The organism is Frateuria sp. (assembly GCF_035943815.1).
In the GTDB taxonomy this organism is placed as follows: domain Bacteria; phylum Pseudomonadota; class Gammaproteobacteria; order Xanthomonadales; family Rhodanobacteraceae; genus Frateuria_A.
On sequence record NZ_DASZBU010000005.1, the window covers coordinates 210,033 to 231,237 of the forward strand.

15 protein-coding genes are annotated in these 21,205 nt (G+C 70.3%); 5 read left to right on the forward strand and 10 right to left on the reverse strand.

Going from position 1 to position 21,205, the window contains the following annotated elements:
* Positions 1-51: 51 nt before the first annotated feature.
* Together VGU65_RS02615 and VGU65_RS02620 are read right to left on the reverse strand one after the other, a co-directional pair.
* Positions 52-3,645: an ABC transporter permease/M1 family aminopeptidase gene (locus VGU65_RS02615; protein WP_327472607.1), complete on the reverse strand. Its 3,594-nt coding sequence runs from the start codon at positions 3,643-3,645 to the stop codon at positions 52-54.
* A gap of 8 nt (positions 3,646-3,653) precedes the next feature.
* Positions 3,654-4,538 carry an ABC transporter ATP-binding protein gene (locus VGU65_RS02620; RefSeq protein WP_327472608.1) on the reverse strand — a complete coding sequence of 295 codons (885 nt, stop codon included), beginning with the start codon at positions 4,536-4,538 and terminating at the stop codon, positions 3,654-3,656.
* Between the two features lie 220 nt (positions 4,539-4,758).
* Here VGU65_RS02620 and aceF point away from each other — a divergent pair, with 220 nt between their 5' ends.
* Complete coding sequence (aceF, locus tag VGU65_RS02625) at positions 4,759-6,507, forward strand: dihydrolipoyllysine-residue acetyltransferase (RefSeq protein ID WP_327472609.1); 1,749 nt, start codon at positions 4,759-4,761, stop codon at positions 6,505-6,507.
* Positions 6,508-6,520: 13 nt separating this feature from the next.
* Positions 6,521-8,326 carry a dihydrolipoyl dehydrogenase gene (gene lpdA, locus VGU65_RS02630; RefSeq protein ID WP_327472610.1) on the forward strand — a complete coding sequence of 602 codons (1,806 nt, stop codon included), beginning with the start codon at positions 6,521-6,523 and terminating at the stop codon, positions 8,324-8,326.
* A 58-nt stretch (positions 8,327-8,384) separates the two neighbouring features.
* Here the strand turns inward: lpdA and VGU65_RS02635 are convergent, their stop codons facing one another.
* The 3 genes from VGU65_RS02635 to dinB are packed head-to-tail and all read right to left on the reverse strand — an operon-like array spanning position 8,385 to position 10,522.
* The gene (locus VGU65_RS02635; protein ID WP_327472611.1) at positions 8,385-8,693 is read right to left on the reverse strand and encodes a GIY-YIG nuclease family protein; all 309 of its coding nucleotides are present in this window, start codon (positions 8,691-8,693) and stop codon (positions 8,385-8,387) included.
* A gap of 26 nt (positions 8,694-8,719) precedes the next feature.
* On the reverse strand, positions 8,720-9,406 hold the full coding sequence (locus VGU65_RS02640; protein WP_327472612.1) for a hypothetical protein: 687 nt from the start codon (positions 9,404-9,406) through the stop codon (positions 8,720-8,722).
* 21 nt (positions 9,407-9,427) lie between these two features.
* Positions 9,428-10,522, reverse strand: coding sequence for a DNA polymerase IV (dinB, locus tag VGU65_RS02645; protein WP_327472613.1), 1,095 nt, complete (start codon positions 10,520-10,522; stop codon positions 9,428-9,430).
* A gap of 141 nt (positions 10,523-10,663) precedes the next feature.
* Between dinB and VGU65_RS02650 the strand changes: the two genes are divergently transcribed.
* Entirely contained in the window at positions 10,664-12,667 is a 2,004-nt protein-coding gene (locus VGU65_RS02650; protein WP_327472614.1) for a protein-L-isoaspartate(D-aspartate) O-methyltransferase, read from the forward strand.
* Here the strand turns inward: VGU65_RS02650 and VGU65_RS02655 are convergent.
* Positions 12,664-13,296 (reverse strand): LysE family translocator, encoded by a 633-nt coding sequence (locus tag VGU65_RS02655; protein WP_327472615.1) that lies wholly within the window; start codon positions 13,294-13,296, stop codon positions 12,664-12,666. The genes VGU65_RS02650 and VGU65_RS02655 overlap by 4 nt on opposite strands.
* 61 nt (positions 13,297-13,357) lie before the next feature.
* Positions 13,358-14,335, reverse strand: coding sequence for a putative bifunctional lysylphosphatidylglycerol flippase/synthetase (locus VGU65_RS02660; RefSeq protein WP_327472616.1), 978 nt, complete (start codon positions 14,333-14,335; stop codon positions 13,358-13,360).
* 279 nt (positions 14,336-14,614) lie between these two features.
* Here VGU65_RS02660 and VGU65_RS02665 point away from each other — a divergent pair, with 279 nt between their 5' ends.
* Both VGU65_RS02665 and VGU65_RS02670 read left to right on the forward strand, forming a co-directional pair.
* Positions 14,615-15,937, forward strand: a complete 1,323-nt coding sequence (locus VGU65_RS02665) for an APC family permease (protein WP_327472617.1) — start codon at positions 14,615-14,617, stop codon at positions 15,935-15,937.
* A 48-nt stretch (positions 15,938-15,985) separates the two neighbouring features.
* Complete coding sequence (locus VGU65_RS02670; RefSeq protein WP_327472619.1) at positions 15,986-18,085, forward strand: beta-agarase; 2,100 nt, start codon at positions 15,986-15,988, stop codon at positions 18,083-18,085.
* 17 nt (positions 18,086-18,102) lie between these two features.
* On the opposite strand, the gene VGU65_RS02675 is transcribed toward VGU65_RS02670, so the two are convergent.
* From VGU65_RS02675 to VGU65_RS02685, 3 genes are read right to left on the reverse strand one after another with little or no spacing between them, the layout of a single operon-like run.
* Positions 18,103-19,494, reverse strand: coding sequence for a sugar porter family MFS transporter (locus VGU65_RS02675; protein ID WP_327472621.1), 1,392 nt, complete (start codon positions 19,492-19,494; stop codon positions 18,103-18,105).
* Positions 19,491-20,447, reverse strand: coding sequence for an SMP-30/gluconolactonase/LRE family protein (locus VGU65_RS02680; RefSeq protein WP_327472623.1), 957 nt, complete (start codon positions 20,445-20,447; stop codon positions 19,491-19,493). Before VGU65_RS02680 ends, VGU65_RS02675 begins: the two co-directional genes overlap by 4 nt.
* Positions 20,444-21,205, reverse strand: coding sequence for an SDR family NAD(P)-dependent oxidoreductase (locus VGU65_RS02685; protein ID WP_327472625.1), 762 nt, complete (start codon positions 21,203-21,205; stop codon positions 20,444-20,446). Before VGU65_RS02685 ends, VGU65_RS02680 begins: the two co-directional genes overlap by 4 nt.

Here is a 21,205-nt window from a genome sequence, read left to right on the forward strand (position 1 = left end):
GATGCTCCCCGACCACGCGGGGAAGGCTCGGCATCGGGACGGGCCGCGGAGCTACTGCACCGTCACTGCCCGCCGGTTGTCGCCCGATACGCGGTCGATCAACTCGTTGTACGGATCGATGCCCGCCTCGGCCGGTACGCCCGCGACGGTAAGCGTGATGGTGCTGTCGCCCGCCGGCAGCAGGCGCTTTTCCAGGTACAGCGGCTTGCCGTCAAGGCCCTTGCCCGTGGGTGCGGCGAACACGCCGATGTCCACCGGCACGTCCGGCTCGGCCGGGGTTTCCTTGCCCCTGCCGTCGACGTACACCTTGCCCGCATGCACCTTGAGCGTCACCCGGTAGCGCCCGTCCGGCAGCTTCACCGCGCTGGCCTCGCTGATGCGGTTGTCGAACAGCGTGATCTTCCAGAACAGATCGTCCAGCAGACCCTTCCACTTCGAGTCCAGGCTGCGGGCGAGCACGTCCATGAAGTCCTGCGAGTCGGGATAGGGCGGGCCGCGGAACTGCCAATCGAGCAGAAAACGCCTGAGCACCGCATCGAATGCGTCTTCGCCGACGTAGTCCTGCAGCGCATAGAAGACCAGCGAGCCCTTGTTGTAGTGGATGTACTGCTGGTTCTCCACCCTGGCCAGCGGCTCTTCGGCAACGGTTTCGGTGGCGCGGCTCATCAGGTACTTGTCCAGCTCGTACTTGAGGAACTTGCGCATCTGGTCGGGGCCGTACCTGTGCTTCATCACCATCAGCGCCGAGTACTGCGCGAGCGACTCGCTCAGCATGGTCGAGCCCTGCATGTCCGCGCCGATCACCTGGTGAGCCCACCACTGGTGCGCCACCTCGTGCGCGGTCACGTAGTAGACGTAGTCGATCTTGGCCGGGTCGTGCAGGTCGGCGATGAAGCCCAGCGATTCGGAGTAGGGAATCGTGTTGGCGAAGGACTGCGCGAACTGCCGGTAGTTGGGGAACTCCAGGATGCGCAGCTGGCGGTACTGGTAGGGCGTGAAGTGCGCCTGGTAGTAGGCCAGCGCGTCCTTGGCCGCCTGGATCATGCGGTCGACGTTCCAGGCATGGTCCGGGTCGTAGTAGACCTCGATGGCGATGCCTTCGTAGCTGTCCTTCTTCACCGCGTAGCGCGCCGACAGCCACGAGTAGAAGTCGAGCATCGGCCGGTCCATCACGTAGGTGAAGTAGCGCCGGCCGTTCGCCGTCCACGTCCGGGTGAGGTAGCCCGGCGCCAGCGCGATCTGGTCGGGGGCGGTGGAGACGGTGGTCTGGAAGTCGATCCAGTCGGCGTCGTTGCTCACGTAGCTGTCGTTGCGCGCCTTCGCGTCCCCCAGCCTGGGCATGCGCGGCACGTCCGGCGGCAGGCCGTACTTGCGCCGGTCGCCGCGGTCGGTCAGCTGCATCGCGGTCTGGTAGCCGAAGTGGGGCAGCACCCGGCTGTCGAAGAACGAACCGTTGGCCACCAGGAATTGCCCGGAAGGCTCGTTGGTGAAGCCGCGCGGCGCGTACTCGATGTCGAAGTCAAAGGCCATCGAGGCGCCGGGTGCGAGCGGTGCCTTCAGTCGGTAGATGGCATAGCCCAGCCGCGCGTCGTCGCTCACCGTTTCGTGCGGCGCGAAATCGAGCGACTTGAGGGTGAAGTCGGTATCGAAGTTGACGTGCAGCGTGTCGATCGGTCGGTCGTGCCGGTTGACCAGCACGTAGTGGCCGCGGATCCCGAGCCGTCGGCCGTAGGGGTCGATGTCCACCTGCGTGCGCACCACGCTGATGCGCGGCTGCGGCAGGCCCTTGTACTTGCCGTAGGCCTTCTCGTAGTCGGCGCGCTTGCGCGTGGCCTCGGCGCTGCTCTCGTAATGGTTGAGCACGTTGGTGTTGTAGAAGATCCAGGCGCCGGTCAGCGCGAAGCCGGCCAGCGCCAGGCCCAGCGCGACCACCGCCGGCCGGCGCAGCCGGGCGCGCGCCTCGCGCACGCGTTCGCGCCAGGTCTGGCCGGTGCCGCGCACGTGGAACAGCGCCGCCGCCACCAGCAGCGCGGCCGCCGCGAAGCCCCAGTACAGGTCGAACCACAGCGCGCCGGCCAGGAAATGCCCGAAGCCGTTCATGTCCGAATACGGCACCGACGAAGCGTGGCCGTAGATCGCCAGGTTGTGGTCGAAGTGCAGCAGCGGGAAGCCGATCAGGGAGGCCACCAGCCACACGATGGCCAGCAGGTAGCCAAGGAACTTGCTGCCCGCGAGCGTCTGGAAGAACAGCATCAGCGCGGCCAGCAGCACGAATGGCGTGGCATCGAGCGCCAGCGTGGCCAGGTACAGGCCGATCTGAAGGCGCGTGTAGCCGTGGCCGAGTTGCCAGGCGATGCCCACCAGGTCGCCGATGGCCAGGTAGGCCAGTACCACCGTCACCAGCGCCAGCAGCCGCGCCATGAGTGCCAGCCCATCCGGCAGTGGGAAGGCGTCGACCACCTCGGCGGTGTGGCGGTCGCGCTCGCGCCAGGTCAGTTCGCCGGCATAGAACGCCAGGATGATCGGCAGCAGCCACTGGAAGCTGCCCTGCACGGTCTCCAGCACCGCATGCGTGACTGGATAGGTCGGGGTGCCGTAGATCTCCCCGGACAAGGCCAGCGCGAAGACGAGGTTCACCAGGCCGAATACCAGCATTACCAGGAACGGCACGCCGCGCAGCACCTGGCCCAGGTCGAAGGCCAGCAGCGTGCGCAGCTGCACCAGGCGCGCGCGATGGTCGTGGGCCAGCCGCGCGGCGGGCAGGGTGATGCGCGAGGCGCTCGTGGCGGGGGCCAGCAGCGGCGGCTCGGCGCGTGCCCGGCGATGCGGCAGCCGCAAACCTTCGCGGTCGGTACGGAAGAGCGCGAACGCCATGGCAGCCAGGACCACCGACACGCCCAGCCACAGTACCCGGTTCCACAGCAGCAGGCCTTCCACTGCCGGCAGCCGATGGTTGAGCTCGTCGGCCGCCCAGTAGCGCGTGACGATGCCCAACGTGCGGCCGCCGAACGGGTCGAGCATGGCCGCGACCAAGTGATGATTGATGTCGCGGGTGAGCAGGCCCGAGAGCGACAGCAGCACCACGAAGGCGATGATCCCGATGTACGTGGCAAGCAGCGAGCGCGTCACGGTGGCGAGCAGGAACAAAAGCGCCGCCACGAACAGCATGTCCGGAAGCACGATCACGCCATAGGCCCAGGCATAGCCGCGCCAGTCGACCGGGCCGATGCGCGCCGGGTCGATCCACGGCATCGCGCCGCCCAGCGCCACGCCCAGCGCGACCGCCAGCATGATCGCCACCGCCGCCGCGTAGCCGGCCGCCAGCCGCCCGCCCAGGTAGGCGCCGCGGCGCACCGGCGTGGAGAACATCAGCTCGGCAGTGTCGTGGTCGAAGTCGCGCAGCGCCGCACCGGCGACGAACACCCCGCACGCCAGCATGCCGAGCACGGTGAAGGCGCTGACCAGCCGCACGATCACCATCGGCGCATTGCGCAGCACGTTGCCGCTGGCGCCGCCGATCGCCACCGCGTCGGTACCGGCCACCGCGAAGGCCAGCGCGCCGAAGGCCAGCGCCATGATCCAGAACAGGGGTGCGCGCCATTGCTGGCGCCATTCGAAGCGGAAGATCTCCAGCAGCGTGCGCATGGTCACCTTCAGGCCGCGCGCGCCGTGGCCTGCGCGCGCAGGCGGCCGAAGTAGACGTCCTCCAGGTCCGGCACCACCGGCTCGAAGCCCGGCTCCGGCGCCGCGTCGGCCAGCACATGCAGCAGCGTGCGCCCGCCGGCCAGGCGGGTGGAGAGGATGGTCATGCGGGCGCGGTAGTGGTCCAGCTCCGCCTTGTCGATCGTGCGGCGCCACACGCGCCCTTCCAGGCTGCGGATCGCCTCGCGCGGTTCGCCGGTCAGGAGCACCTGGCCCTGGCCGATGATCGCCATGCGCTGGCACAGGTCGGTCACGTCGGCCACGATGTGGGTGGACAGGATCACCACCACCTTCTCGCCGATCTCCGCCAGCAGGTTCAGGAAGCGGTTGCGCTCCTCCGGATCCAGGCCGGCGGTCGGCTCGTCCACGATCACCAGCTTCGGGCTGCCGATCAGCGCCTGGGCGATGCCGAAACGCTGGCGCATGCCGCCCGAATAGGTGCCCAGCTTGCGCTTGCGCACGTCCCACAGGTTGACCTGGCGCAGCAGCGCCTCGGTGAGCTCGCGCCGTTCGCCGCGGGCGGTGACGCCCTTGAGCACGGCGAAGTGGTCCAGCGTGGCATCGGCCGATTCCTTCGGGTAGACGCCAAACTCCTGCGGCAGGTAGCCCAGCAGCCGGCGGGTGGCGTTCTTGTCGGCCAGCAGGTCCACGCCATCCAGTTCGATCGAGCCCTGGTCGGGATCCTGCAGCGTCGCGATCGTGCGCATCAGCGAGGACTTGCCCGCCCCGTTGGGCCCGAGCAGGCCGAACATGCCCTGCGGGATGTCCAGGTCGATGCCGCGCAGCGCGTGCACGCCGTTGGCGTAGGTCTTGGACAGGTGGCGGATGGTCAGCACGCGTGTTCCTCACTGCGCCGCCCCGCGCAGCGCGCATGGGAGCAGCATAGGCCCCGCCCCGGGGCGGGCACATCGGCACAAGGTCATGCATGCCCGATGGGATGGCCATGCCCGGAAAATGCGCCGAAGGGGACGACGAAGCGGACGGCCGTTCGCTATCATGGGTAGCCTTGCGGCCGCCATCCCCGGGCGGTGCGCCCCCCAATCCGCAGGAGATCCCATGGCCGACCTCAAAGAAGCACGCGTCCCCGACATCGGCGGCCACGACAACGTGCCGGTGATCGAAGTGCTGGTGAAGCCCGGTGACCGCGTGGAGAAGGAACAGAGCCTGATCACGCTCGAATCGGACAAGGCCACCATGGAGGTGCCTTCACCCTTCGCCGGCGTGGTCAAGGAGGTCAGGCTCAAGGTCGGCGACGAGGTGTCCGAGGGCGCGGTGATCGCTAGCATCGAGGCCGCAGGCGCCCCGGCGGCGCCGGCCAGGCAGGCTGCGCCGGTTCCGCAGGCCGTCCCGCCGCCCGCGCCGTCGGGCCAGCGCGGGCGCGATGCCGCAGTCGAGGAGTCGGCCCCCGTGGTGGCGCCCGCCGCGGCGCCCTCCGCCGGCGGCGGCGTGCGCGAGGCGCGCGTGCCCGACATCGGCGGCCACGGCAACGTGCCGGTGATCGAGGTGCTGGTGAAGGTCGGCGACACGGTCGCCAAGGACCAGAGCCTGATCACCCTGGAATCGGACAAGGCCACGATGGAAGTACCCGCGCCGTTCGCCGGCGTGGTCAAGGAGCTCAAGCTCAAGGTCGGCGATGAGGTTTCCGAGGGCAGCCTGATCGCCCTGGTGGAAGCCGCCGGTGGCGCCGCCCCGGCGCCTGCCGCGCCCCGCCGGGACGCGGCGGCGTCCTCGCCCGATGCCCAGTCCGCCACCGGTCTGCCGATCAGCCAGGGTGGTCCCAAGGCGCCCGAGCCCGGCAGCCGCATCGTGCAGCCGGGCAACCCGCCCGAAGGAGACGTGCGCCCGCAGGCGCGCCCGCCGTTCGACGGCAAGCTGGTGATGCCGGGCGACGCGCCCTACGCCAGCCCGGCGGTCCGCGCCTTCGCGCGCGAGCTGGGCGTGGACATCCACCAGGTCAAGGGCTCCGGCCGCGGCGGGCGCATCCAGCGCGAGGACGTCAGCACCTACGTCAAGCACGCGCTCGCCTCGGGCGCGCGTCCGGTGCAGGGTGCGCCGGTAGCCGCCGGCGGCGGGCTCAACCTGCTGCCGTGGCCGAAGGTGGATTTCGCCAAGTTCGGCCCGGTCGAGGAGAAGCCGCTCTCGCGCATCCAGAAGATTTCCGGCGCCAACCTGGCGCGCAACTGGGCGATGATCCCGCACGTCACCCAGCACGAAGACGCGGACATCACCGAGCTGGAAGCCTTCCGCAAGAAGCTCGGCGAAGAGAACAAGGACCTCAAGGTCACCCCGCTGGTGTTCCAGATCAAGGCGGTGGTGGCGGCGCTCAAGCAGTTCCCGCAGTTCAACGCCTCGCTGGACGAGAGCGGCGAGAGGCTGATCCTCAAGAAGTACTTCCACATCGGCATCGCGGTGGACACGCCCGATGGCCTGGTCGTACCGGTGATCCGCGACTGCGACCAGAAGGGCCTGCTGGACCTGGCCCGCGAGCTGGGCGAGATCTCCAAGAAGGCGCGCGAGAAGAAGCTCGGCCCCAGCGAGATGTCCGGCGGCTGCTTCTCGATCTCTTCGCTGGGCGGCATCGGCGGCACGGCGTTCACGCCGATCGTCAACGCGCCGGAGGTGGCGATCCTGGGCGTCTCCAAGGCCTCCATCAAGCCGGTGTGGAACGGCAAGGAATTCGCGCCGCGGCTGATGCTGCCGCTGTCGCTCTCCTACGACCACCGCGTGATCGACGGCGCGCTCGCCGCGCGCTTCGCCGCCTTCCTCGCCAACCAGCTCGGCGACATCCGTCGCCTGCTGCTCTGACGGGGGCCAGGCCATGGCGAACACGATCGAAGTGAAGGTTCCCGACATCGGCGGCCACGACAACGTGCCGGTGATCGAGGTGCTGGTGAAGTCGGGCGACCGCGTGGAGAAGGAGCAGAGCCTGATCACGCTGGAATCGGACAAAGCCACGATGGAGGTGCCTTCCAGCGCCGCCGGCGTGGTCAAGGACGTGAAGGTGAAGGTGGGCGACGAGGTATCCGAGGGCGCGGTGATCCTGACCCTCGAAGCCGAGGGGGCGGCCTCTCCTGCCGCCGGAAAGCAGGGGCAGGACCAGGGCAAGGCACAGGCTCCCGCTCCGGCAGCAGCCGCTGCCGCCCCGGCACCGCAACCTCGCCCGGCAGCAGAGGTCAAGGCGCCACAGGCAGCCGGCGCGTCCGGCCGCCAGCCCGACCTCGAGTGCAAGCTGGTGGTCCTGGGCTCCGGCCCCGGCGGCTACACCGCGGCCTTCCGCGCTGCGGATCTGGGCGTGGATACCGTGCTGGTCGAGCGCTACGCGAGCCTTGGCGGCGTCTGCCTCAACGTCGGCTGCATTCCGTCCAAGGCGCTGTTGCACGCCGCCGCCGTGATCGACGAGGCCGAGGCCATGGCGGCGCACGGCGTCAGCTTCGGCAAGCCCACGATCGAGCTGGACAAGCTGCGCAAGTTCAAGGAGCAGGTGGTCGGCAAGCTCACCGGCGGCCTGGCCGGCATGGCCAAGCAACGCAAGGTACGCACGGTGCAGGGCGTCGGTACGTTCGTCTCGCCGCACGAGCTGGAAGTAAAAACGGCCGAAGGCACCAAGCTGATCCGCTTCGAGCAAGCGATCATCGCCGCCGGCTCGCAGGCCGTGCGCCTGCCGATGTTCCCCTGGGACGACGAGCGCGTGATGGACTCCACCGGCGCGCTGGAGCTGACGGACATCCCGAACAAGCTGCTGGTCGTCGGCGGCGGCATCATCGGCCTGGAGATGGCCACGGTGTACGCGGGCCTGGGCAGCGAAGTGACCGTGGTCGAGTTCATGGACCAGATCATCCCGGGCGCCGATGCCGACCTGGTCAAGCCGCTGGCCAAGCGCCTGGGCGGCAAGCTCAGGGGCGTGCACCTGAAGACCAAGGTCGTCGAGGCCAAAGCCACCAAGAAGGGCATCGAGGTCCGCTACGAGGGCGAGAGCATCCCCGAGACCACCGTGTTCGATCGCGTGCTGGTGGCGGTCGGCCGTTCGCCCAACGGCAGCAAGATCGGCGCCGACAAGGCCGGTGTCGCGGTGACCGAGCGCGGCTTCATCAACGTCGATACGCAGATGCGCACCAATGTGCCGCACATCTTCGCCATCGGCGATCTGGTCGGCCAGCCGATGCTGGCGCACAAGGCTACCCACGAGGCGCGCGTGGCGGCCGAGGTGGTGGCCGGCATGAAGAGCCACTTCGACGCGCGCGTGATCCCGTCGGTGGCCTACACCGATCCGGAGATCGCCTGGGTCGGCGTGACCGAGCGCGAGGCGAGGGAAAAGGGCCTGAAGGTGGGCGTCGGCAAGTTCCCTTGGGCCGCCTCCGGTCGCGCCATCGGCATCGACCGCACCGAGGGTTTCACCAAGCTGCTGTTCGACGAGGAAAGCCACCGCGTGGTCGGCGCCGGCATCGTCGGTCCGCATGCGGGCGACCTGATCTCCGAACTGGCGCTGGCCATCGAGATGGGCGCCGAAGCCGCCGACATCGCGTTGACCATCCACCCGCACCCGACCCTGAGCGAGTCGGTGGCGATGGCCGCCGAGGTCTACGAAGGCACCATCACCGACCTGTACCTTCCGAAGAAGAAGTGAGTTCCATGCGCAGTGGAAGAGGCTCGGATCGCCCGGGCCTTTTCTTTTGCGTGATCGATCAAGCGGGCGCCAGCGGCGGCGGGGAACCATCCTGCTGCAGGTAGGCCAGCTTGCGCCTGCGTGGCAGCCGCTTGATCGCCGCCTCGGCCCGCAGGGCGCTCGGCCGGTCGACACAGCCGCGCCAGCCGACCAGGCGCCGGGGCGGATTGGCCCGCGTGTAGCGCGCGCCGCGTCCACTTTCGTGGGCTTCGTAGCGGCGCCGCAGGTCGTTGGTGATGCCGGCGTACCAGGCGCCGTTCGCGCACTCGATCAGGTACAGGCACCACTGCCCGGGCCCTGGCCAGGCGGTGGCGCGCGGGTCGTCCATCGCGGACGAAAGCTGACGGGGCGCGTTCAGGCCGAACCGGCTCCGGCCGCGCCCGCGACATGCACCGCCGGTGCGATCCTGCGGGCCGTGCTCTGCAGATGGGAGATTTCCGATGCGAGCATCATTTCCATCTGCCGCAACGAAAGCAGGAAGCCGTAGGGATCGAGGGGATGGCCGGTTTGCAGGCTGGTCAGGGTATCGACCAGGTGCGGCGCATCGAGCACGAGCGTCGAGTCGTGCTGCAGCCAGGTGCCCAGTTCGCGCTCGGCCGTATAGGCCTCCGAATAGCGCTGCAGGGCGCCGGCATCGATCCAGCCGGCCGACTGGTCGGCGACCGCCACGTCCCAGGCGACGGTCGACAGCGTCGGCCAGTTGGCATTGAGCTGATAGTCGGTGCTGCGGGCGTGGATCCGCCGGTTGATTTCGGAGCCGTCGACGCCGGCGGCCAGCGCCGAGGTGACCATGGCGTCGAGCGAGCGAAGCGTGACCAGCTCGTTCTGGTTGATCGCGGTGGACCGGCCGATGGCGTCGATCACCTGAGCCAGCTCCTCGTCCATGCGCCGGCTGGCTTCGCCCGCCGCGTGGCTGTGGTGCGCATGCTCGATCCATGCCTCCAGGCCCAGTGCCGTCAGGATGCTGAGCACGATCATCAGATAATGCTTGGCGAAGTCCTTGAAGGACTCCAACCGTACCTTCGGCAGTTCCAGGTGCATGGGGTGTCCTTGTGCGGGTGGTCAGTCGCGCGGCGCGACAGTGTCGAACAAGTCGCGCTGGCCGACAAAGCCGTCGCGCTCGACGAAGCCGGCCAGTCCCACCCCGACCAACCGGTAGCGCGTGCCGGCCGGGCGGTCCACGCGCGCGCGCAGCGCGCAGGCCAGCTCGGCCAGTTCGTGCGCCGAGTCGGGCAGGGTGGACGGCGAGAAGCTGCGGGTTAGCGTGCGGAAGTCGGCGGTCTTGAGCTTGAGCACCACCGTGCGCGCGATGCGGCCTTCCTCGCGCTGGTGGCCGGCCCAGGTCTTCTCGGCGAGGCGGCGGATGTGCGGCTCCAGCTCATCCAGTGTGAGGTCGTGCTCGAAGGTGTCCTCGGAAGACACCTGCAGGGTGGGCCGGTCCGGCTGCACCGGATGCTCGTCGATGCCCCAGGACAGCTCGTGCAGACGCCGGCCCCAGCGGCCGAAGCGCCGCTCCATCTCGGCCAGGCCCAGCGCGCGCAGGTCGGCCGCGGTGGCCACGCCCATCGCCGTTAGCTTGCCCTCCATCACCTTGCCCACGCCGGGCAGGCGGCCGACCGGCAGCGGCGCGAGAAAGGCTTCGACCTGGTGCGGTCGGATCACGAACAGTCCGTCGGGCTTGCGCCAGTCCGAGGCGATCTTGGCCAGGAACTTGTTGGGCGCGACGCCGGCCGAGGCGGTCAGGCGGGTTTCCTCGCGGATCGCGGCGCGGATCGCCTCGGCCACGGCCGTGGCCGAGGACAGCCCGCTGCGGCGCTCCGTGACGTCGAGGTAGGCCTCGTCCAGCGACAGCGGCTCGATCAGCTCGGTATACCGCGCGAAGATCGCCCGCACCTGCCGCGATACCGCCTTGTAGCGCACGAAGTCCGGCGGCACGAACACCGCCTGCGGGCACAGCCGCTCCGCGCGCACCGCCGGCATTGCCGAGCGCACGCCGAACACGCGCGCCTCGTAGCTCGCCGCGCACACCACCGAGCGCGCCCCGCGCCAGGCCACCACCACCGGCCTGCCGCGCAGCGAGGGGTCGTCGCGCTGCTCGACCGACGCGTAGAACGCGTCCATGTCGATGTGCAGGATCTTGCGCGGGGTGGGGGGCACGAGGGGAAACCGGCGAGGCCTGCGGACGATTCTAGGCGACCGAGCGCCGCCGCGCGGCAGCAGACGCTACCGCTGCACGGATTGACGCGTGGTTGATAAGGCCAGGACTAGCCTCGGCAGGCGCCTCCAGAGGTGATCGCCATGGTCGATTTCGCCCAGCAACGCCAGCGCATGGTCGAGCGCCAGCTGGCCGGGCGCGGCATCACCGATGCGCGCGTGCTCGAGGCGATGGGGCGGATCCCGCGCGAGGCCTTCGTGGCCGGCAGCATGCACGAGTTCGCATACGAGGATTCGCCACTGCCGATCGAGGCCGGGCAGACCATCTCGCAGCCGTTCATCGTCGCGCGGATGCTGCAGGCGGCCGAGCTGCACGAGAACGACAGCGTGTTGGAGATCGGCGCAGGCTCGGGCTACGCCGCGGCGGTGATGGGAGCGCTCGCGGCCCATGTTCATGCGATCGAGCGCCACGCGGAACTGGCCGACCTCGCGCAGCAACGCTTCGACTCGCTGGGCTATCGCAACATCCGCCTGCGCGTGGGCGACGGCAGCGGCGGCTGGCCGGAGGCGGCGCCGTTCGACGCGATCATCGCCGCTGCCGGCGGACCGGCCGTGCCGGACGTGCTGCGACGGCAGCTGGCCATCGGTGGGCGGCTGGTGATGCCGGTGGGCGAGACCCTGTACCGCCAGCGGCTGGTCAAGGTCACCCGCGTGGCCGAGGACCGCTTCCGGGAGGAGCCATTGGACGAAGTACGCTTCGTGCCGCTGGTCGGCAGCTACGGCTGGAGCGAGCGGGAGGCTTCGCCACCGCCCCGGATCGAGCCGGTGGCGGCACGGGCGCCGGCCGACGGCCACGGTCTGCCCGACCTGATCCGCGCGGCTGCCGAGCCGCTGCCGGGCCCCGACGACCCGGCGTTCGGACGGCTGTTCGACCGCTACGGCGATGCGCGCGTGGTGCTGCTGGGCGAGGCCAGCCACGGCACCAGCGAGTTCTACCGCGCCCGGGCCGCGATCACCCGTCGGCTGATCGAGACGCACGGCTTCACCATAGTCGCGGTGGAGGCCGACTGGCCCGACGCCGCCGCCCTCAACCGCTACGTGCGCGGCCGCCCGGCCGCGCACGGGGAGCCGATCTTCCAGCGCTTTCCCACCTGGATGTGGCGCAATCGCGACGTCGCCCGCTTCATCGACTGGCTGCGCGACTACAACGCGGACAAGCCGCCGACCAGGCAGGCCGGCTTCTACGGGCTGGACCTGTACAGCCTGGACAGCTCGATCCGCGCGGTGATCGATTACCTGGACAAGGTCGACCCGGAGGCGGCCCAGGTCGCCCGGCGCCGCTACGGTTGCCTGATGCCCTGGAGCAAGGAGCCGGCGCAGTACGGCCGGATGGCGCTGAATGCCGGCTACGCGTTGTGCGAGAAGGCGGTGGTACAGATGCTGCGCGAGTTGCTCGCGCGTCGCATCGACTACGTGCGCGCCGACGGCGAGTATTTCCTGGATGCGGCGCAGAACGCGCGCCTGGTGAGCAACGCCGAGGCGTACTACCGCGCGATGTACTACGGCTCGGCCGAATCGTGGAACCTGCGTGACAGCCACATGTTCGAGACGCTGGAGCATCTCCTGGACGCGGCCGGCCCGCAGTCGAAGGCGGTGGTATGGGCGCACAACTCGCACATCGGCGACGCGCGCCACACCGAGATGGGCCAGGTGCGCGAGGAGCTCAACCTGGGCCAGTTGTGCCGCCAGCGGTTCGGCCGCCACGCGGCATTGATCGGCTTCGGCACGCACACCGGCACGGTCGCCGCCGCCGATGACTGGGACGAGCCGATGAAGGTGATGGACGTGGTGCCCTCGCGCAAGGACAGCTACGAGCGCCTGTTCCACGACGCCGGCCAGCCGCGTTGCCTGCTCGACCTGCGCGAGGGCGCCAATCGCGAGTTGTGCGGCCGGCTGGCCAGCGCCCGGCTGGAACGCTTCATCGGCGTGATCTACCGGCCCGACACCGAGCGCTGGAGCCACTACGTGGAATGCTCGATGCCGCGCCAGTTCGACGGCTACGCCTGGTTCGACCAGACACACGCGGTCGAGCCGCTCGGCGAGGAACCGCGCACCGGCGCCGCCGAGACTTGGCCGTTCGGTCTCTAGCGGCGTCCTTGCGCCAACATGCGCACGGCGAGTGCGGCGAGCACGGTGCCCATCAGCCAGCGCTGCAGTGCCCGCCACAGCAGGCGGCCGCCCAGGAACCTCGCGATGGTGCCGGCGGCGAGCACGATCATCGCGTTGACCGTCAGGCTGATCGCGATCTGGGTGAAGCCCAGCGCGAGCGACTGCCCGAGCACGCTGCCCCGGCCGGGCACGATGAACTGCGGCAGCAGCGACAGGTAGAGCATCGCCGCCTTGGGATTGAGCAGGTTGGTCAGCAGGCCCATCGCGAACAGCCGCTGCGGGCGGTCCGGCGCCAGCTTGCGCAGTTCGAACGGCGAGCGCCCGCCCGGCCTGAGTGCCTGCCAGGCGAGGTGCAGCAGATAGAGCGCACCGGCGATGCGCAGCGCGTCATAGGCGTACGGCACCGCTAACACCAGCGCGGTGATGCCGAAGGCCGCGCACAGCATGTAGGCGATGAAGCCAAGCCCCACGCCGGCCAGCGACACCAGGCCCGCCGCGCGGCCCTGGGTGATCGACCGCGAGACCAGGTAGACCATGTTCGGCCCGGGCGTCAGCGCCAGTCCCAGGGCGATCAGGGCGAAGGCTAACAGGTGGCTGGCGTCCGGCATGGGCGGCATCGCTGGGGGAAACGCCGAGCATACGGCCGTGCCGTGGCCGCGGCATGTGCCGTCATGACGGATGGGCCGCCTGTGCGGCGAGGACACGGCGCCGACGGGCCTCGAACAGGCCCAGGCCCAGCGCGGCAAGACCGAACGGCAAGAGGTTGTAGACCAGCCGGTAGCACAGCAGGCCGGCGAGTACGTCCGCGCGAGCTTGGGCTGGGAATGCGCCGAGCAGGATCGCCTCGAATACGCCCAGCCCGCCGGGCGCATGGCTGATGATGCCGGCCAGCAGCGCGGTCAGGTACACCGGCACGAAATCGGCGACGGGCGGTGCGATCGCCGGCGGCAGCAGCAGGTACATCGCGCCGATGGCGGCGCTCATCTCCATGCCGCCGATCAGCATCTGCAGCGCCGCGCCGCCGCTGCCGGGCAGGGCCACCGACCAGCGGTGCAGGCGCAGCGTGCGTGGCTCCGCCAGCCACAGCAACAGGCCGGCCAGCAAGGCGACGATGAACACCCCGGCGGGGCGGCCCCAGCCGGCGGCGACTGGCGGTTCCGCCAGCAAACCGGCGGCGCCCAGCACCGCGTAGCCCAGCCCCACGCCCAGGCTGGCCAGGCCGACCACGCGTGCGATGTCGCCGGCGCCCAGCCCTGCCGTGGCGTAGACGCGGTAGCGCACCGCGCCGCCGGTCATCGCGTGGAAACCCAGCGTGTTCGACAACGCGTGCGCCGCGAAGCCGGCGAAGGCCGCCAGTCCCGGCGCCGCGCGCGCCGGCGCCACGCTGCGCGCGGCCAGCACGTCGAAGGCCGCCAGCATGGCGAAGCTGGTGGCGGTCGCCGCCACCGCGCCGGCCACGTGCGCGCGCGGCAGGGCCCACAGCGCCGCCCACACGTCGCGCCAGCGCATGGCGCCCAGGTAGCGGTGCAGCAGCCAGGCGGCCAGCGCCAGCAGCAAGGCCGAGACGAGCCAGGACAGCCCGCGCAGGGCCCGGCGCAGGCGCGGGCTGTCGGCGTCGCCGGCGAACGGGGAGGGCGGGACGGGCATCCGCGTGACCTTACTTTGGAGAGGCGGGGGGACGCGAGTGCCGGGTCGCATCGCCCGTCCCCGTTTCGCGGGGAAGGACGCCTGAAGGGGAGGCCTCGCGAAACATCACTCCAGGATCCGCAGAGCGCCCCATCCACCTGTCCACACCTTCCTCCGCGTTCGCGGAGAAGGGCCGAGCAGATGGACCACGTCAGTGTTCCAGTTTCGCCGCGGCGAAAACGCTGTGCCCGGGCCCGACTCACGCTATCGTTGCCCTTCCGCCGCCGATGCCCGCCCGCAATGAGCCAAGCACCGACCACCTACCTGCGCCGCCTGGGCACCTGGGACGCGGCGATGATCGTCATCGGCGGCGTGATCGGCGCGGGCATCTTCCGCACCCCGGCCACGCTGGCCCAGCGCACTGGATCGGGCTGGGAGCTGCTCGCGCTGTGGGCCGTCGGCGGCCTGCTAACGCTGGCCGGCGTGCTTTGCTATGCGGAGCTCGGCGCGCGGCGGCCGCAGGCCGGCGGCAGCTACATCTACCTGCGCGAGGCCTTCGGCAAGCTGCCGGCGTTCCTGTTCGGCTGGACGATGGCGTTGATCAACTACCCCGGCAGCGTAGCGGCGGTGGCCACCGCGTTCGCCGACTACTTCTGTGCGGCTTTGGGCCTGTCGGCGCTGTACATCAAGCCGGTGGCCGCCGGCGCCATCGCCTTCATTGTCGGCGTGAACCTGTTCGGCATCCGCGCCGGCGCCTGGGTGCAGAACATCTTCACCGTGCTCAAGCTGGCCGCGATCGCGCTGCTGGTCGGCGTGGGCGTGGTGCTGTCCAACGGCCACCTGGGCGTGGCTCTGGCCGCCGACCCGGCGCACAAGGCGGCGCCCGGCGCGTTCTTCGGCGCGCTGCTGCCGGTGCTGTTCACCTACGGCGGCTTCCATTACCTCAACGACCTGGCCGGCGAGGTGCGCAACCCCCAGCGCACGTTGCCGCGCGCACTGGGGCTGGGCCTGGCCGGCGTGATGGTGGCCTACGTGCTGGCCAACTTCGCCTACCTTGCCGGCCTGGGCCATGCGGGCCTGGCGGCCAGCCACGCGCCGGCCGCGGACCTGATGCGCCGCCTGTTCGGCGAGCGCGGCGCCACGCTGATCGCGCTGGGCATCGCCTGCTCCACCTTCGGCTATTGCAACATCGCCATCGCCGGCGGTGCGCGCGTGCTGCAGACGATGGGCGCCGACGGGATGTTCTTCTCCGCGGTGGGCAAGATCGACCCGCAGAGCCGTGCGCCGCAGGTCGCGCTGGCCACGCTGGGCGCGTGGGCGATCGTGCTGGCGGTGTCGGGCAGCTTCAACCAGCTGCTGGACTACACCACGGTGGGCGAGTGGCTGGCGCACGCGTGCAGCATCGCCACGCTGTTCTGGTATCGCCGCTACCTCAGTGAGCCTTCGCCTTATCGCGTGCCGTTCTATCCGTGGCTGCCGATGATCTTCGTCGTCACGGTGCTGGGCGTGATCGGCGCAACCGCGATCCACAATCCCGGCGATGCGGGCATGAGCCTGGTCATCATCGCCTGCGGCATCCCGGCGTACTACGGCTGGCGTTGGCTGGAACGCAACGCGGCCTGAGCGATCATGCGCCGCGCCTGAGTGATGGCGCGTGCGCGAGGTGAGGCCATGAAGCGTGCCGTTTACCCGATCCTGCTGCTGGTCCTGGGCGGCAGTGCCGCGGCGATGCCGGCGATCGGCCTGTCGGCGGATACGCCCGCCGTCCGCCTCGATCACGTGCAGCCTGGAGCCGCGCAACGCCTGCCCGATGGCGAAACGCTGCGTCGCTACACCTTCGAGCCGGCCGCACGGCCGCAGGTGACCCTGACACCTTCGGCCGGCGCGCTCGGCCCCGCGGGCGAACTGCGCCTGCGCGTGCAGAACGCGATGCCGTGGGCGGTGACGCTGGAGGTAGATGTCGAGGGCAGCGGTGGCGCGCACCTGCATGCGACCGTGGGTCTGCCGGCCGGGCCGCCGCAGACACTGGTGCTGCCGCTGCACGCGACCTCGCCGCGCGCCTTCGGCATGCAGGCCGGTCCGCCGATGCCCTTCGAAGCCCATGGCGAACGCGTACTCGTGGCGACCACGGTGGAGGGCGCGTCCGCGCTGCACGCGGTGCGCACGCTGCGGCTGTCCGTTCCCGCACCGCAGGCGGCGCAGACGGTGTTGCTCGGCAAGCTGTCTGCCGCGGCCGATACCACGCTGCATGCGGCTTACGCGGACATCGTGGATCGCTACGGCCAGTACACGCGCGCCGCCTGGCCGGAGAAGATCGCCAACGACGCGGCATTGCGCGCGGCGCAGGCGGGTGCATCGGCGCCGCCCGCTCGCAAGGGCCTGGACCACTACGGCGGACGTATCGACGTCCGCGGCCAGGCCACCGGCTGGTTCCACGCGCAGAAGCTGGACGGGCGCTGGCAACTGGTCACGCCCCAGGGGCATGCGTTCTTCTCGCTCGGCGTCAACGCGGTGGCGGTCGATGGCGGCCGCAGCGTCATCGGGGGGCGCGGCTGGATGTTCGACGGCCTGCCGCCCGCGCAGGGCCCCTGGGCCGCATTCCACGGCCATGGCGGGGAGGGTGGGCAGATCGGCGCGGCTGCCGGCCTGGCCTACCACCAGGGCGAGTGGTTCGATTTCTACGCAGCCAACCTCTACCGCATCGATGGCAAGGACTGGCGCGCGGCCTGGCGCCGGCGTGCGCGCGAGCGGCTGCGCGCCTGGGGCTTCAACACGCTGGGCAACTGGAGCGATGACGCGGTGGTGCGCGGCCAGGGGCTGGCCTACACGCGCTCGATCGACATCGTCGGGGACTACGGCAACGTCGCCACCGGCTACGACTACTGGGGCCGCATGCCGGACCCGTTCGACCCGCGCTTTGCTCAAGCGGCCGAGCGCGCGGTGATGCGGGCCACCGCCGGCGTGCGCGACGATCCCTGGCTGCTCGGCTATTTCGCCGACAACGAACTGGCCTGGGCCGCGCCCGGTCCGCAGGGTCGCTGGGCGCTGGCCATCGGCACGCTGAGCGGCGAGCCCGGCAGCCCGGCCAAGCAGGCCTTCCTCGCCATGCTCCGGCACAAGTACGGCGACGCGCTCAAGCTCGGCGTCGCCTGGGGCATCGGCGTGACACGCTGGGACGCGCTGGAGCAGACCGGTTTCCAGGCGCCCGCGCCCGACGAAGCGCACCCGGCCGTCGCGGAGGACTACGCCGCGTGGCTGCGCGCGTATGCCGACCAGTACTTCCGCACCGTGGCGCAGGCGCTGCGCCGGCACGATCCGCACCATCTGTTCCTGGGCGGGCGTTTCGCCGTGCGCACGCCCGAGGCGATGGCCGCCTGTGCCAGGTGGTGCGACGTGCTGAGTATCAACGTCTACGCCGACCTGCCGCAGCACGGCATGGACTCGGACCGGCTGCGCACGCTCGACCGGCCGGTGCTCGTCAGCGAGTTCTCCTTCGGCTCGACCGACCGCGGCCCGTTCGGCACCGGCCCGGTGGCGGTGTGGAACGAAGCGCAGCGCGGCGAGGCCTACGCGCGCTTCCTCGCGGCCGCGGCGGCCGATCCGGTCATCGTCGGCGCGCACTGGTTCGACTACGCCGACCAGCCCGCCACCGGCCGCGTGCTCGACGGCGAGAACGCGCACTTCGGTCTGGTCGGCATCACCGACGTTCCGTTCGGCAGCTTCGTGGACGCCGTGAAGGCCGGCAACGCGGCGGCGCAGCGCGCCCGGTAGGGCGCGCCGGCCGATCGTCAGCGCCCGATCTCGCGCAGCCGCTTGCCGGCCATCAGGTTGCGCTCGATCTGCTCCAGCGTCACGCCCTTGGTCTCCGGCACCAGCCACAGGGTCAGCCCCAGGAACACCAGGTTGAGCGCGGCGTAGAGCCAGAACGTGGCCGCATTGCCGATGCCGTTGAGCAGGCTGAGGAAAGTGAAGCCCACGATCATGTTGCCGACCCAGTTGGTGACGGTGGAGCAGCCGATGCCGAAGTCGCGGCCCTTGAGCGGCTGGATCTCCGAGCACAGCGTCCACACCAGCGGCCCGGCGGACATGGCGAAGCCGACGATGAACACCAGCAGCATCACCACGGTGAAGATCTGCGCCGCGTGGCTGGCGATGCCGCCGTGCATCATCGTGCCGACCACGCCCAGGCCGATCGCCATCACGGCGAAGCCCGCGTAGAGGATCGGCTTGCGGCCCAGGCGGTCGATCAGGGCGATGGCGATGAAGGTGGCCAGCACGTTGGTCAGCCCGACCAGCGCGGTGAACCACATCTGCGCGGCGGTGTCGTAGCCCATCGTCTGGAAGATGCGCGGCGCGTAGTACATCACCACGTTCATGCCGGTGAACTGCTGCATCAGCTGCAACAGCACGCCCAGACCCACCGAGCGGCGGAAGTTGCGGTTCTCCAGGAACATGTGCCAACCCCGCTGCGGGCTCTTCAGCTGTTCCTCGATGTCGGCGGCCTCGCGCGCCACCACGTTCGCGTCGGCGCGCAGGCGGTGCAGCACGTCCAGCGCTTCCTCGCGGCGGCCGCGCATCATCAGCCAGCGCGGGCTGTCCGGCAGCATCAGCACGCCGAGCAGGAACAGCGCGCCGGGTATCGCGATCACACCCAGCATCCAGCGCCACGAGCCGGTGTAGCTCAAGGCGGTGTCGGAGAGGAACGCGACCAGGATGCCGATGGTGATCATCAGCTGGTAGGTCGAGATCATCGCGCCGCGGATGCGCTCCGGTGCCACCTCGGCCAGGTACAACGGTGCGGCGAACGTGGCCAGGCCGATCGCCAGGCCCAGCACCACGCGTGCGGCGATCAGCGTAGCCGGCGACCAGGCCAGCCCCGACAGCAGCGAGCCGACCACGAACAGCACGGCGCCCAGGATCAGCGAGCGCTTGCGCCCCAGGTGCAGCGACATCCAGCCGGCGCCCAGCGCGCCGACCGCGGCGCCGAGCATCATCGCGCTGACGATCCATTCGAGCGTGCGGTCGCTGATCGCGAACTCGTGCTGGATGAATTGCTGCGCGCCGGAGATCACGCCGATGTCCAGCCCGAACATCAGCCCCGCCAGCGCGGCGAGCATGCAGGTGAAGACGACCGTGGCCTTGGCGTGCGCGACGGGTGGTGCGATGGCATTGCTGTTCATGCGGTGTGCTTCCCCGGGAGCGAGTGGTCGGGCGCCGGTCGTGGCGGCGCTGTAGCGGTGATTCGTGGCGGCGTGCCGGCAAAGCGCGGCTCCGGCAGGCCGGTGGTACCCGCCGGTGCGGCGAACAGCGCGCCGGCGAAGGGTTGCCCGGCGAGCGCGGCGGCATCCAGGCCGTCGCGCGCGCTGGTGACGTAGAGCATCGACAGGTCCGGACCACCGAACGCCGGCCGGGTGGGTTGCGAGGCGGGCACTTCGATGCAGTGGTCCAGGCGGCCGGACGGCGTGTAGCACGCGACGCGGCCCAGGCCCCACTGCGCATTCCACAGGTTGCCCGCGCAGTCCACCGCCGAGCCGTCCGGCTCGCCGCGCGGATCATCCAGGCGGGCGAAGGTGCTCGGCGTGCCGCAGCGCGTGCCGTAGTCGCAGCACTGGATCGTGCGTGCCAGCGAATCGCAGTAGTAGAGCGTGCGACCGTCCGGGCTGAAGGCGAGGCTGTTGCTGATGGCGACGCCGGGCAGGTCCAGGCGCTCGAGCGAGAGATCCGCGTTCAGTCGGTAGAAGCTGCCGATCGCCTGGCGCACGCCGCCGGTGGGCGGCTCGTGCAGGGTGCCGAACACGAAACGACCCTGGCGGTCGCAGGCGCCATCGTTGAGGCGCGTGGGCAGGCCGGTTTCCACCTCGGCGATCGGCACCAGGGCGGCGCTGGCCGGATGGAAGAACGCCAGCCGCGACGCGAGTCCCAGCAGCAGCCAGCCATCGGCCTCGCACAGCGCGATGCAGGCCAGCCGCTCGGGCATCGCCCAGCGGTCGGCCCGGGCATCGCGCGGGCGGAAGCGCCACAGCGTGGCGGCATGGATGTCGGTCCAGTACAGCGCCTGCTCGCGGTCGCACCAGACGATGCCCTCGCCCAGCGTGTTTCCGGCCTGGAAGGCGACCGCGGCGGGCGTGTTCATACCCAGCCGCCGTCCACGATGAAGTCCTGACCGGTGCACATGCGGCTGTCGTCGGCGGCCAGGAACAGCGCGGCGCGGGCGAGGTCGTCGGCCATCAGGTAACCGGGCAGGCACTGCACGCGGGCGATTTCGGCTTCGCCCTCGGCATCGAGCCAGAGCCGGCGCTGCTTCTCGGTGATCACCCAGCCGGGCACCAGTGCGTTGATGCGGATGCGGTCGTGGCCGAGCTCGCGCGCCAGGCCGTTGACCAGCCCGCGCACGGCGGCCTTGGCCATCGCGTACATGGGATAGCCGGCGTTCTTCTTCATCCAGCCGGTCGAGCCCAGGCAGATCACCGAACCGCCGCCCAGGTGCCGCATGTCCTCGCGCACCGCCTGCGTGGCGAAGTACTGGTGGCGCAGGTTCACCGCCATGTTGCGGTCGAAGTCGGTGGCGGTGGTGTCCTCGAACGCATGGCGCACGTCGTTGGCGGCGTTGTTCACCAGCACGCCGATCGGGCCGTTCGCCGCGCGAGCCTGCGCGATCGCCGCGGCGAGCGCATCCAGGTCGGTGACGTCGCAAGGCAGGAACAGCGGCCGGTGGCGGGCGTCGGCCAGCTCCGCGCACAGCGACTCGCCGTGCGCACGGTCGAGGTCGATGAAGGCCACGCGGCTGCCCTGGCGCGCGAAGTGCTCGACGAACGCCGCGCCGATGCCGGTGGCGCCGCCGCTGACGAACACCGTGCGGTCGACCAGGCTGGGGTAGGTGGCGAAGGCCAT

Bases quoted from the DNA above. Each gene is read 5' to 3' on its own strand.
- VGU65_RS02675 (WP_327472621.1), bottom strand. From the start codon at position 19,494: ATGAACAGCAATGCCATCGCACCACCCGTCGCGCACGCCAAGGCCACG.
- VGU65_RS02615 (WP_327472607.1), bottom strand. From the start codon at position 3,645: ATGCGCACGCTGCTGGAGATCTTCCGCTTCGAATGGCGCCAGCAATGG.
- VGU65_RS02635 (WP_327472611.1), bottom strand. From the start codon at position 8,693: ATGGACGACCCGCGCGCCACCGCCTGGCCAGGGCCCGGGCAGTGGTGC.
- VGU65_RS02640 (WP_327472612.1), bottom strand. From the start codon at position 9,406: ATGCACCTGGAACTGCCGAAGGTACGGTTGGAGTCCTTCAAGGACTTC.
- VGU65_RS02665 (WP_327472617.1), top strand. From the start codon at position 14,615: ATGAGCCAAGCACCGACCACCTACCTGCGCCGCCTGGGCACCTGGGAC.
- lpdA (WP_327472610.1), top strand. From the start codon at position 6,521: ATGGCGAACACGATCGAAGTGAAGGTTCCCGACATCGGCGGCCACGAC.
- VGU65_RS02655 (WP_327472615.1), bottom strand. From the start codon at position 13,296: ATGCCGGACGCCAGCCACCTGTTAGCCTTCGCCCTGATCGCCCTGGGA.
- VGU65_RS02660 (WP_327472616.1), bottom strand. From the start codon at position 14,335: ATGCCCGTCCCGCCCTCCCCGTTCGCCGGCGACGCCGACAGCCCGCGC.
- aceF (WP_327472609.1), top strand. From the start codon at position 4,759: ATGGCCGACCTCAAAGAAGCACGCGTCCCCGACATCGGCGGCCACGAC.
- VGU65_RS02670 (WP_327472619.1), top strand. From the start codon at position 15,986: ATGAAGCGTGCCGTTTACCCGATCCTGCTGCTGGTCCTGGGCGGCAGT.
- VGU65_RS02680 (WP_327472623.1), bottom strand. From the start codon at position 20,447: ATGAACACGCCCGCCGCGGTCGCCTTCCAGGCCGGAAACACGCTGGGC.
- VGU65_RS02685 (WP_327472625.1), bottom strand. From the start codon at position 21,205: ATGGCCTTCGCCACCTACCCCAGCCTGGTCGACCGCACGGTGTTCGTC.
- VGU65_RS02650 (WP_327472614.1), top strand. From the start codon at position 10,664: ATGGTCGATTTCGCCCAGCAACGCCAGCGCATGGTCGAGCGCCAGCTG.